The organism is Massilia sp. BGA-UO-ETr-WB1, from assembly GCF_059567845.1.
Genome location: NZ_JCAQOT010000024.1, coordinates 1,102,902 through 1,115,531, shown reverse-complemented (window position 1 = coordinate 1,115,531; position 12,630 = coordinate 1,102,902). Strand labels below are relative to the sequence as shown.

Annotated in this window: 9 protein-coding genes; 5 read left to right on the top strand and 4 right to left on the bottom strand. The window is 65.9% G+C overall.

All coding sequences use genetic code 11. The features are described 5' to 3' along the window. The first annotated feature begins 538 nt into the window (after positions 1-538). Complete coding sequence (locus AC56DV_RS18145) at positions 539-5,260, top strand: carbohydrate binding domain-containing protein (protein ID WP_496315626.1); 4,722 nt, start codon at positions 539-541, stop codon at positions 5,258-5,260. 61 nt (positions 5,261-5,321) lie between these two features. Here the strand turns inward: AC56DV_RS18145 and AC56DV_RS18140 are convergent, their stop codons facing one another. Further along, entirely contained in the window at positions 5,322-6,098 is a 777-nt protein-coding gene (locus AC56DV_RS18140; protein ID WP_496315625.1) for an enoyl-CoA hydratase, read from the bottom strand. 138 nt (positions 6,099-6,236) lie between these two features. On the opposite strand from AC56DV_RS18140, the gene AC56DV_RS18135 reads away from it, so the two are divergent. Next, complete coding sequence (locus AC56DV_RS18135; protein WP_496315624.1) at positions 6,237-6,608, top strand: hypothetical protein; 372 nt, start codon at positions 6,237-6,239, stop codon at positions 6,606-6,608. Here AC56DV_RS18135 and AC56DV_RS18130 read toward each other — a convergent pair. Then, complete coding sequence (locus tag AC56DV_RS18130) at positions 6,599-9,349, bottom strand: DUF4214 domain-containing protein (protein ID WP_496315623.1); 2,751 nt, start codon at positions 9,347-9,349, stop codon at positions 6,599-6,601. The two genes, AC56DV_RS18135 and AC56DV_RS18130, sit on opposite strands and share 10 nt — an antisense overlap. Before the next feature lie 155 nt (positions 9,350-9,504). On the opposite strand from AC56DV_RS18130, the gene AC56DV_RS18125 reads away from it, so the two are divergent. After that, entirely contained in the window at positions 9,505-9,948 is a 444-nt protein-coding gene (locus AC56DV_RS18125; protein WP_496315622.1) for a universal stress protein, read from the top strand. Positions 9,949-9,967: 19 nt separating this feature from the next. On the opposite strand, the gene mltA is transcribed toward AC56DV_RS18125, so the two are convergent. Beyond that, entirely contained in the window at positions 9,968-11,251 is a 1,284-nt protein-coding gene (gene mltA / locus AC56DV_RS18120; protein ID WP_496315621.1) for a murein transglycosylase A, read from the bottom strand. An 18-nt stretch (positions 11,252-11,269) separates the two neighbouring features. Between mltA and AC56DV_RS18115 the strand changes: the two genes are divergently transcribed. After that, positions 11,270-11,410, top strand: a complete 141-nt coding sequence (locus tag AC56DV_RS18115; RefSeq protein ID WP_496315650.1) for a hypothetical protein — start codon at positions 11,270-11,272, stop codon at positions 11,408-11,410. 28 nt (positions 11,411-11,438) lie between these two features. Here the strand turns inward: AC56DV_RS18115 and apaG are convergent, their stop codons facing one another. Then, entirely contained in the window at positions 11,439-11,813 is a 375-nt protein-coding gene (apaG, locus tag AC56DV_RS18110; RefSeq protein ID WP_436269706.1) for a Co2+/Mg2+ efflux facilitator ApaG/CorD, read from the bottom strand. 140 nt (positions 11,814-11,953) lie between these two features. Between apaG and rpe the strand changes: the two genes are divergently transcribed. Beyond that, positions 11,954-12,619 carry a ribulose-phosphate 3-epimerase gene (gene rpe / locus AC56DV_RS18105; protein WP_057158095.1) on the top strand — a complete coding sequence of 222 codons (666 nt, stop codon included), beginning with the start codon at positions 11,954-11,956 and terminating at the stop codon, positions 12,617-12,619. The last annotated feature ends 11 nt before the right edge of the window (positions 12,620-12,630 follow it).

The window sequence follows — 12,630 nt, the reverse complement described above, 5'->3', positions numbered from 1 at the left end:
AATAATTTGAGCTAAGAGGCTTGCGCCTCCGGCATCATCATCAAACGCCCACACTTATCGACTGTTAATTTTTAAAGAATTCTGCGTTACTTGCTGAAGCGTTTTGTTCAGCAGCAGAGAGATGAGATTATGCAGTGTTTCATGCAGCCCGTCAACTCATTCATTTCATCACTTCGCTGCACCTGCATGCCGCGCCGTGAGGGACGGAACTATAGCAAGCCCGCCCCAGGTTGGCAAGCGCAGCGCAAAAGCAGGGAAATGTAGGTAAACTACATCATGCTAACGAACAAATGTTGACATAAATTTCACTCAAGCGTAGATTCCACCCTGCTATCTCAGCCGATGTCCTCGCGGACGGGTGCACCGTGGTAGTAATCATACAAGCCACACATAAGCAGTCCCGCAAAGGGCAGCCAGCACTGAGACATCCTTACGACGAAAAAAATCGCATCTGACCGCGAGGCACTGTTACGCCCCTTCGTCGCAGTCCGCCGCCCCGCGCTCCTTAGACGCAGTCCAACCTGTTGAGGAGATGTGCATGCAATTCCGTAAAAAACCGCTCGCCTTGTGCCTGTCGGCCCTGTTTGCCGCTGGCCTGTCCCAGGCGGGCACCATACCGGCGGCCCACGTGTACCACAACCATATGCCCAACTTCTGGCCGTTCTACGCGGTCGACGTCCAGGCCAAGTACAACGCCACCGCCGTTGGCGCCCCCATCCGCTATACCTATGACGGCGAGGTCATCAACCTCAAGCAGAATCCCCCGGCCGGCTACAGCTACTATCTGCCGGCTTCGCTGGGCGGCGGCATCATGCCGCACGACGATCTGGTGACCTATTACGCGCACGATGCCAAGACCGGCGCCTACCAGTACTGGCCCATGCAGGTCGCCAACGAAATGCAGAACTGGTCCGGCGCCAAGGGCCAGGTCCACGTCACCATGTCCGGCGCGGTCATCAACAACGTGCAAAGCCTGGCCACCCTGCAGAACGCACCGGGCTACACCAACACCAATTGGGGCGCCGGCTGGGCCAACACCTTCAACACGCTCAAGACCAGCAATAACTACCGCACGCTGGACACGGTCCACTTCACCGGCCACCACACCATGGGACCGCTGGTCGGCCCCGAATACTTCCTGAAAGACCTGATCTACCAGAACGCCACGCTGGCCCAGCCCTACTTCCTCGGCAATAGCTTCGTCTCGTCCAAGGGTTTCTTCCCCACCGAACTGGGCTTCTCTGAACGGCTGATCCCCACGCTGGCCAAGCTGGGCGTGCAATGGTCGGTGCTCGGCAACAACCATTTCTCCCGCACGCTGAAGGACTACCCCTACGCCGCCTACGACGCCACCGGCGACACCCTCACTTCGCCGCCCAACCGCGCCGACCTGCGCAACACGTCCAATGTGGGCAGCTGGGTGGCGGCGGGCATGGCGCACGAGCAGCAGGTCGTGGTCAACAAATTCCCCTTCGCCTCCACTCCGCATTGGGTGCGCCATGTGGATCCGGCCACCGGAGCGGTGAGCAAGGTGGCCGGCATCCCGGTCAGCCAGAACGGCTCGTGGCTGGAAGGCTGGGAGGGCGCGGTCACCGTCGACGAACTCGCACCGTATACCGCGCTGGAACCGCGCCAGTTCTATGTGATCGCCCACGACGGCGACAACTCCAGCGGCCGCGCCGGTTCGCTGAGCACCTGGCAGGCCGGCCACTCCACCACCTGCAGCGGCAATGGCTACTGCCTGGGCATCGATGAATACCTGCGCGCCAAGCCGATTCCGGCCGGCGACGTGCAGCACGTGCAGGACGGCTCGTGGATAGACACGCGCGACTCCTCGTCCGACCCCACCTGGTATCACTGGCGCCTGCCCTTCCTTATATGGAAAGGCCAGTTCACCGAATTCAACCGCGTGAACGGCACCAACTTCTCGCCCAAGGTCAACTTGAAAGGCCAGCAGGAAGGCGCCACCGTGTCGCTCGAATACGGCTGGCATTACCTGGAGCGCAATTTCGCGCTGCTGCAGGCGGCGCTCAACTACGCCAGGACGGCCGAGCAGATCTGGCTGGACGGCCACCCCAACCACTGGTCGCCCACCACCGCGCTGGACAACCAGATCACCCATCCCGGCAACCAGCTCAATCCGTGGATGCTGTCCTACCCGGTCAAAGGCAACCTGGCGGCCGACTACGCAGGCGGCGCCAACCCGGCCGAACTGGCCTGGTACTTCCTGCTGCCCGCCATGGACTCCGGCTTCGGCTACTACGACGAGAACAAGGACGACTCGGTCAAGCCCACGCTGGCCTTCAACAACTCACTGAACTTCTCCAAGCCCTATGTGCAGACGCGCCTGGCCAGCGACCGCACCGGCCCGTCCGTGTGGTGGCCGCAGCGCTACCCCTACAATCCGGGTTCGGTCAACGCATCCAAGGCGGAAGGCTGGACGGTCCAGCACTACAGCAATGACTTCGCCATCTACACCTATGCCTACGACGTCTCGGGCATCGCCAGCGCCAAGGTGAAGGTGCGGGTCCACGCCAGCAACAGCATCGACGGCAACGACGACACTTACAAGGTCTATGACCCCGCAGTGCTGGCCGGCACGCCGGGGCTGTCGATCACGCCGGCCAAGGTGGGCGCCTGGCAGGAGTATCCGATGCAGCTGCGCGACCTGCAGCAGGACATGAACGGCGTGCCCTGGGTTGCCACCACGCGCGACACCATCGCCGCCTTGCCGGCGCAGGAATCCGGCGACCTGTATTACACCTACCTGTCCAGCTACCGCAACCAGTTGCTCGACTACTACGTTGAAATGACGGACTCGCTGGGCAATGTCACGCGCTCGGAGATCCAGCAGGTATTCGTCGGCGCGGGCAAGTACAAGGCCGTGTCCGGAGGCTCCGGCTACGCGGAAGATATCAACGGCGCAGTGAACGGCGTCTACCCCTTCCTGGCCATCGACAGCACCGCACCCGGCGCACCCGGCACGCCGGTGGCTGGCATGGTCAGCGACCGTTCGGCCGCGCTGACGTGGGCCGCGTCCACCGACAACGTGGCCGTCACCGGTTACAAGGTGTTCCGCAACGGCGTGCTGGTCGCCTCCCCGTCCACCAACAGCCACGTCGACCAGGGATTGACACCGTCCACCGCCTACAGCTACACGGTGGCGGCTTTCGACGCGGCGGGCAACCAGTCGGCCAGCAGCGCCGCTGCCGCCGTAACCACCAGGGCGGCGGACACGCAGGCGCCGACCGCGCCGGGACAACCCGCCGCATCGGCCATCACGCCGGTGGCGCTCACCCTGAGCTGGACGGCGGCCACGGACAACTACGGCGTGGCGCAATACCTGGTGCTGCGCAACGGCAGCCAGGTAGGCGTCAGCACGGGCACCGGCTACAGCGACAGCGGCCTGCAGCCGTCGACCGCCTACAGCTACACGATCAAGGCGCAGGACGCGGCGGGCAACACCGGCCCGGCATCCGCGCCGCGCGCGGTCACCACTGCGGCGGGCAATGTCGCCACGGTCTACTACCGCCTGCCCTCCGGCTGGAGCGGCGCCAACATGCATTACGCGCCCACCGGCGGCACCTGGACCACGGTGCCGGGCGTGCCGATGGCGTCCGCATGCAGCGGCTGGGTCTCCTACACCGCCAGCCTGGCCAGCGCCGCAGGCCTGCAGGCCGCCTTCAACAACGGCGCCGGCGCCTGGGACAACAACGGCGGCAAGAACTACGCGCTGGGCACCGGCATCTCGGATGTACAGAACGGCGCGGTCAGCACCGGCGTCAATCCCTGCAACGTCGACACCACCGCCCCGGGCGCGCCCGCCGGCCTGGCCGGCTCCGCCATCGATGCCAACACGGTCAGCCTGGCGTGGAACGCGGCCAGCGACAATGTCGGCGTGGCGGGCTATTACATCCACCGCAACGGCGCCCTGATCGGCACCGTGGCCAGCGGCACAAGCTATGTGGACAACACGGCAGCCGGCGGCACCACCTACAGCTACACCGTGAAGGCGTTCGACGCGGCGTCCAACGTATCTGCCGCCAGCAACGCGGCCAGCGTGACCACGCCCGCCCAGCCGGACAACCAGGCGCCGGCGGTCCCGGCCGGCCTCGCCGCTTCCAGCGTCGACGCCAACAGCCTCACGGTCAGCTGGAACGCATCGACCGACAACGTCGGCGTGAGCGGCTACCAGGTGCTGCGCAACGGCGCGGTCATCGCCGCCACGGCGGCAACCAGCTACAACGACAGCGGCCTGTCGCCGGCAACCGCCTACAGCTACACGGTGAAGGCGCTGGATGCGGCCGGCAACGTGTCCGCCGCCAGCGCAGCGCTGGCGGTGAGCACCGCGCCGGTGGGAGGCAACGTGGCAACGGTCTACTACCGCAACACCGCCAACTGGAGCACCGTGAACATCCACTACGCGCCCGCCGGCGGCACGTGGACGGCCGTCCCCGGCGTGCCGATGGACGCCGCTTGCAGCGGCTGGAAGTCGAAGGCGCTGCCGCTGGGCTCAGCCAGCGGCGCGCAGGTGGTGTTCAACAACGGCGCCGGCACCTGGGACAACCACGGCGGCGCGAACTACGCGCTGGGCAGTGGCGTCTCGGCTGTCAACGCGGGCGCCGTCACGGCGGCCAATCCCTGCGCCGGCGCGGACACCACCGCGCCCAGCATTCCGACCGCGCTGGCCAGCAGCAACGTGACGGCCACCTCCGCCTCCCTGTCCTGGAACGCATCCACCGACAACGTGGGCGTGGCCGGCTACAGCATCCTGCGCGACAATGTGCAGGTCGGCACCACCGCCACGGCCGGTTTCAGCGACACCGGCCTGGTTCCCGGCGCCAGCTACAGCTACGCGGTGCGCGCCTACGATGCGGCGGGCAACAGCTCCGCGCCGAGCAGCGCGCTGGCGGTATCGACCCCGGCGGATTCAACCTGCCAGGTCAGCTTCACCATCGCCGGCGCCAACACGGTGGTCGGGCAAAGCCTGTACGTGGTGGGCAACCTCGCCAACCTCGGCAACTGGACCCCGGCCAGCGGCTTTGCGCTGGCGATCCAGGGTAGCGGCGCGAACGTGCCCTGGAGCGGCACGCTCGCACTGCCTGCCAACACGTCGATGCAGTATAAGTATGTGAAGTGGAACGGCAGCACGGCGGCCTGGGAAGGCAACCAGGCCACCGCCTCGGGCAACCGCGAGTTCGCCACGCCGGGATCGTGCAGCGGCACGATCCCGCGCAGCGACGGCAACTTCAAGTTCTGAGGCCGTACCCGGCACGCGGGCGGGCATGGCATGCGTGCCATGCCCGCCCTGCGGCGCCGCTTCAGAGCCCGTCGAACTTGGGCGCCCGCTTTTCCAGGAAAGCGTGCATGCCTTCGCGCTGGGCCGGGGTGCCGAACGCGGCCTGGAACAGGCGGCGCTCGTAGTTCACGCCTTCGGTCAGCGTGGTTTCGAAGGCGCGGTTGACGGCGTCCTTGATCTGCATGGCCACCGAGGTGGACATGGAAGCGATGGTGGTGGCCGCCGCCAGGGTTTCTTCGATCAGCTTATCCGCCGGCACCACGCGCGACACCAGGCCGATGCGCTCGGCTTCGGCCGCGTCGATCATGCGCGCGGTCAGCAGCAGGTCCATGGCCTTGGCTTTGCCGATGGCGCGCGGCAGGCGCTGGGTGCCGCCGGCGCCCGGGGTGACGCCGACCTTGATTTCCGGCTGGCCGAACTTGGCGCTGTCGGCCGCGATCAGGAAGTCGCACATCATGGCCAGTTCGCAGCCGCCGCCCAGCGCGAAGCCGGCCACCGCGCCCACCACCGGCTTGCGCACCTTCAGGATATGCTCCCAGTTGCGGGTGATGTAGTTGTCGCGGTAGGTGTCCTGGTAGGTGTAGTCGGCCATGGCGGCGATGTCGGCGCCGGCCGCGAAGGCCTTTTCGCTGCCGGTCAGGATGATGCAGCCGATGTCCGGGTCGGCGTCGAATTTGCGGAAGGCGTCGCCCAGCTCATTCATCATGCGGTCGTTCAGCGCGTTCAGCGCTTTCGGGCGGTTCAGGCGGATCAGGGCAACCTTGCCATGCGTTTCTACGATCAGGTCTTCATATTGCATCGAGGTCTCCTTATTAAAGCGGGGATATCGGGCGATTGTAGCGGTTCTTGCAAGAGCGCTGGTATTATTTGCGCCGATGCGATTCTTCCCCGCCAACGATCCCCTGCTGCGCAACGCCGACCCTCCATCTCGCGCCGGGTGGCGCCGGGCCTGGCCGGCCTGCTGGTGCAATGGCTCACGGCGCCGTTCGCCGTGCTGTTCGACGCGCTCAGCTTCCTGGTTTCAGCCTGGAACCTGCGCAAGACGCAACTGGTGGAGCCGGCCCCGGCGCCGTCGGACCAGCATCCGCTGCGCGACATCGCCTCCGGCTTCGCCGTCATCTGGCGCGAGCCGCTGCTGCGCACGCTGGCCTGGGGCGCGGCGCTGTGGCACTTCTTCCTGTTCGGTTACAGCGCGCTGCTGGTCCTGCTCGCCACGCGCGAACTGGGCATGACGCCCGGCATGCTGGGCGCGGCGCATACGCTGGGCGGGCTGGGAGTGCTGCGCAGCGTGGCGCCGGATCAGCCGTAAGGCGTGTACTCGAAGCCGTTGCCGATCACTTTCAGGATTTCGGCGCGGTTTTCCGCGCTCTCGCTGAAGCCCATCAGCACGTCGGCGCGCGCCGTGCCATGCTCCAGCTTGTCCACCCAGTGCGCCACGCCGGCTGCTTCGCCCGCGCGGTGCAGCACGTTGAGATACAGGTTGTTGACGAAGGCTTCGTTGCCCAGGGCGCCATAGCTGGACTGGAATTCGGCGCTGTCCAGGAAGGCCTTGGCCACCGCTTGCAGCGACATGCCATTATCCAGGTGCGACATCCAGAAGCCCAGGCCGGCCTTGTCCGGGGTGCGGTTGAACGCGGCCTGGTACATGCGGTAGGCCTGGCCGCCGTGGCCATCGGCATCGAGCGCGATGTTGCGGTCGCTGAATTGCAGGCGCTCCACGCCGGTCAGGCTGTCGCCCGTGCCGACCGTGCCGCCGTAGCGGTACAGCACTTTCGATTCGGCCGCGCCGACGCTAACGGTGTAGTCGCCCCAGTTGCTGCCATAGACCACGGTATCGACGCCGTCGCCGCCGGACAGGCGCACGTTGGTCCCTATGCCGCTCAGCAAGTCATTGCCGCTGCCGCCTTGCGCCACGGTGTGGAGCGTGGTGAAGCTGTACACCGAATCGGCCAGGAATTTGTTGCCCGCATAGTCGAGCAGGGAGCCGGCCGGGATTTCCAGCGTGTACTTGGTGCCTGGCTGCAGATTGGCAGACGGGTCGATGGTGACGGTGTTGCCGGCGATCTGGATGCGGTTGTTCGCGCCGGTCATATAGAAGGTCTCGACCAGATTGCCCACCGAGTCGATCAAGCGGATCGAACCCTCGCCGCCCCGCATCAAATCGTTGAACCCCAGCGTGATATTGCCGGTGAGGCTGGCGCCGGCGCTGCCGCTGGCGGGCGCGAAGGACACCATGGCCGGCATGGCGGTATCGCCGCTGATGTTGTACGCGCTGACCGCATACGTGCCGGCGGCCCCGCCGGCGTAGTAGCCGCTACTGCCCACGCTCAGGTAGTAGTCGCCGCTGAGCTCGCAGCTGAAGCTGTAGCCCGGGGTGTTCAGGCCGCCCAGGCTGGTCATGCCATAGTACCCGCCGTTCGGCCCGCTAACCAGGGCCAGGCCGGCCTGGCCGCTGCCGGTATCGAGCGTGCCGTCGCCGCTGTTCTTGCCTCCCAGAACAAAAGCGTACTTGTTGCCGGCCACCATGCTGATCTTGATCCAGTCGGCGTCGCCGATGTAGTCCAGTGAACCGGCCAGCCTGGCGCCGCTGGTCAGCGCCGCCGTGGTGGCGCTGCTGGCGGCAAAATCGTCGCCGGCCGGCGTGCTGACCTGCAGCGTGTAGCCGGCGGTGCCGGTGCTGCCGGTGTTGTCCACGGTCAGGAAATAGTCGCCCGTGTAATTGGCGGTGTAGATGCGGTAATCGGTCACGCCGGGCTTGGAATAGCTGGCCAGGCCGGACGAGGAGCCTTCGGCGTCCTGGCCAGCCAGCTGCAGGTAGGGGTTGCCCACGCCGGTCTGCGTCTTCAGCTCGAACAAATAGGTGGAGCCGGCCTTGACCGAGAACTTGAACATGTCGATGTCGCTGGCCAGTTCCAGCTTGCCGCTGGTCGTGCTGCCGACGGCGACCTGCCTGGCGCCGGCCTTGTCGTTGCCATGGTCGTCTTGCACGCCGACGGCGGCATGGGCCAGGTAGCTGCCGGTCATGCCGGAGTTGGGGCTGGCGCCCACCTCGAAGTAATAGGTGCCGGTCTTGGCCGGCACGTACTGCAGCACGGCATCGCTGCTGGCGCCGGTTTCAGCCGCCAGCAGCTTGCCGGTGCTGTCGAACAGCTGCATCTGCGCGTAGCCGTAGCTGTAGTTGCCGCCGGGCACGCTGTGGTCCGGCTTGGCGCTCAGCCAGTACACCTGGCTGGCGCTCAGCGTAACGGCGTACCAGTCCTTGTCGCCGGCCACTTCCAGCTGGCCCTTGGTGCTGGCGCCCACCCGCATCGTGCCCGCGCCTGCGGCGCTGGCGCCGCGGTCGTCCACCGCCGCCTCGACGGTCAGCGTGTAGGGCGCCGCCGTACCGGAGTAATTGCCGCCGCTGGCCAGGAAATAATAATCGCCGCTGGCCGAGGCGGTGAAGGAGTAGCTGTTGCCCGACAAATAGGCCGCCACGGCCTGTCCGCCGCTGTCGGCCACCGACACGGACATGGAATAGGCCGAGCCGGCGTCATAGCCCTGCTTGGCGGTATAGGTGACGCCCTTTTCCAGGGTGACCTTGTACGCATCCACATCGCCCGGGCCTTCGAAGATTCCGCTCACCGCCTGGCGCAGCGCGATGCGGCCGGCGGTTTGCGCGGTGTCCCCCGCGTCGTCGGCGACGGCGGCACCGGCGCTGAGCGTGTAGCTGTACGGCACGGTGGCCGAGTACGTGTAGTTGGACGCGCTGACGAAATAATCGCCGGCCACGGCGCTCTTGAACATGCCCGTCATGCCCTTGGCGGACATGGTGGACCAGACCGGGCTCAGCATGCCGCCGCCCGGCTGCGCCAGGTAGAGGCTGAAGCTGCCCGAGCTGTCCGACAGCGCAGGCGCCGCCAGCTGGAAGGTGTAGTAGCTGTTGGCTGCCAGCGTGATGCGGAACCAGTCGCTATCGCCGCCCCGCTCGAATTTGGCGGAAATCTGTCCGCCTGCTTGCAGCCAGCCGGTGGTGGTGCTGTCCTGGGTGTAGTCGTCGCTGGTAGCCATGGTTGCCTTGAATGAAATTGTGACGAATTCTAAAGGCAATCGTGCCACAGGAATATCACAAATTGTCACCCAGAAATTGACGTTTGCTGCCGTGCGCCGTGCGGGCGGCCATCGCGCCTACACTGAGCCATCGCAGCTACGCTCTGGAGAATGCCATGTTCACCCACATCCTGTTTCCTACCGACGGTTCCGAACTATCGGACAAAGTCACAGCCCGCGTGCTGGAGCTGGCACGCGTGCACGGCGGCCGCGTGACCGCCATCAGCGTGATCCAGCCCTTCCCTTTCATGACCCTGAGCGGCGACAGCGGCATCGTGGCGCCGGACGCGGAGGTGTACGAGGGCCAGATGGAGCGCGCCGCGCGCGACAATGTGAACAAGGTGGCGGCGGCGGCCAGCGCGGCCGGGGTGCCGTTCGAGGGCCTGGTGGCGCTCTCGCCCAGCCCTTACCAGGAGATCGTGGCGGCGGCCGAGAAGCATGGCTGCGACGCCATCGTGATGGCGTCGCACGGCAGGAAGGGCTTGAACAAGCTGTTCCTGGGCAGCGAGACCCAGAAGGTGCTGGCGCATACCGAGCTGCCGGTGCTGGTGCTGCGCTAGCGGCGCTGGCGGCCCTGCTTCAGGATTTGCGGGGCGGCTTGGCCGAGGCGGCGGGCGGCACCTGCTTGGGCATCAGCACCCAGACGCTGCCGCGCTGCTTCATGCGGCCGGCGTTTTCGGCCGCTTCGGTGCCGAAACCGAAGAAATAATCGACCCGGATCGCGCCACGGATGGCGCCGCCCGTGTCCTGCGCCATCACCAGGCGCTGCAGCGGTATGTCGCTGTTGGCCTGGGTGGTGGACAGGAACACCGGCGCGCCCAGCGGCAGCTGCGAGGCGTCGATGGCCACCGAACGCTGCGGCGTGAGCGGCACGCCCAACGCGCCTTTCGGGCCCACTTTCGGGTCCGGCAGCTTTTCTTCCTTGAAGAACACATAGGAAGGGTTGGCGTTGAACAGCTCGGCCTGGCGCGTCGGATGGCCGGCGATCCAGGCTTTGATGCCTTGCGCGGAGGCCTGGTCCGCCGTCAGCTCGCCCTTGTCCACCAGGTAGCGGCCGATCGACTTGTAAGGGTGGCCATTCTGGTCGGCATAGGCCACGCGCACGGTTTCCAGCGTGTCGGTCAGTTGCACGCGGCCGGAGCCCTGCACCTGCAGGAAGAAGGCTTCCACCGAATCGTCCACCCACATCAGTTCCTTGCCGGTGAAGCTGGCGCTCTCGATATCGGCGCGGGTGGAGTACGGCACCACCTTCTTGCCCTGCAGGCGGCCGCGCAGGCGCATGCCCTTCAGCTCGGGATAGACGCTGGCCATGTCCACGGTGAGCAGGTCGTCCGGCACTTTATATAGAGGGGTCTGGTAGGGACCGCCCTTTTTGCGCGCGCCGCGCAGCAGCGGCTCGTAGTAGCCGGTAACCAGGCCGGTGTCCGCGCCGTCCGGCGCGATCACCTGGCGCGGCTCGAAGAAGCTCTCGAAGTACAGGCGGATGGCCTTCTCGTCGCCCGCGTTGACCTGGCGCGCCACGCCGCACGGCTCCTTCCATTCGGCGCGCTTGCCCAGCACCGAGCAGGACGCCATGAAGGCCGGCCAGGCCGCGCGCACGTCATCGCGCTCCCAGCCGGGCAGCGCCGCGAAGGTGGCCGGCACGAAGCGGATGGCGGCGGGCGGGGCCGGCGTTGGCGGCACGGCGGGCGCCAGCGGCTGGGATGGCTGGGCAGGCGGGATTGGCTGGGCCGGCGGGGCCGGCTGCTCGGGCGGGCGCGGTTGGGCCGGCGCGCCCGGCTTGGGCATCGGGGAAGTACAGCCCGCGAGCGCCAGCGCCACGGCGCCCAGGGAAAGGATTAAACTACTGCGTGCAAATAACATGGGGGGCTGGATATGTGGGTGTTGATGTTGGAAGCGTTCGTGGCGCTGTTCCTGCTGGTGTTCATCGTCTGGTGGACGTTGCCATCCAAGAAGAAGCCGGCCGCCAAGCCGCTGCCCGGTCCCGATGCAGGCGGCAAGGACGACGGCCCGGCTAGCTGACAACTTGGTTGCCGGCTTGGTTGCCGGCTCAGTGCAACGTACGCGGCAGCGACAGCACGAATTCGGGAATCTTGGCTTCGAACTGGTGGCCATCCTCGGCCACGCAGAAATACTCGCCGACCATGGAGCCTTGCGGCGTGGCCAGCGCGGTGCCGCTGGTGTACTCGAACTGCTCGCCCGGTTGCAGCAGCGGCTGGTGGCCCACCACGCCCAGGCCGCGCACCTCTTCGGTATGGTTGTTGGCGTCGGTGATGACCCAGTGGCGCGAGATCAGCTGCGCCGCCACCGTGCCGGTGTTCTTGATCGTGATCGAGTACGTGAACACGAAGTTGGTGCGTTCAGGATCGGACTGCTCGGGCAGATACTGGGTTCTGACCGAAACAGTGAATTCATAAGTGGCCATCTGCAATCCTTAGTAAATCTTCAGTAGTTCTTCGTGCAAGCGTAACGAATTGTTACCGTCTATCTGACATTGCACCGCAAATCCGGCGCGGGCGCAAGGGTCAGCGTAAAATAGCGCATCTTTTTATCGCAGGCCCATCCATGACTACCTTCCGTATCGCCCCGTCCATCCTGTCCGCCGACTTCGCCCGCCTGGGTGAGGAAGTGCGCAATGTCGTCACCGCCGGCGCCGACATCATCCACTTCGACGTAATGGACAACCACTACGTGCCCAACCTGACCATCGGCCCGCTGGTGTGCCAGGCCATCCGCCCGCACGTGGACGTGCCGATCGACGTGCACCTGATGGTCAAGCCGGTGGACCGCATCATCCCCGACTTCGCCAAGGCCGGCGCCAACATCATCACCTTCCACCCGGAAGCGTCCGACCATATCGACCGTTCGCTGCAGCTGATCCGCGACCACGGCTGCAAGGCCGGCCTGGTGTTCAACCCGGCCACCCCGCTGAGCTACCTGGAGCACGTGATGGACAAGATCGACATGATCCTGATCATGTCGGTCAATCCGGGCTTCGGCGGCCAGTCCTTCATCCCGCAGGCGCTGAAGAAGATCGCCGAAGCGCGCCGCATGATCGACGAATCCGGCCGCGACATCCTGCTGGAAGTGGACGGCGGCATCAAGATCGACAACATCGCCGCCGCCGCCAAGGCCGGCGCCGACACCTTCGTCGCCGGTTCGGCCATCTTCGGCCAGCCAGACTATAAAGCAGTGATCGACGCCATGCGCGCACAGCTGGCGGGCGTGTAATGACAATGGCG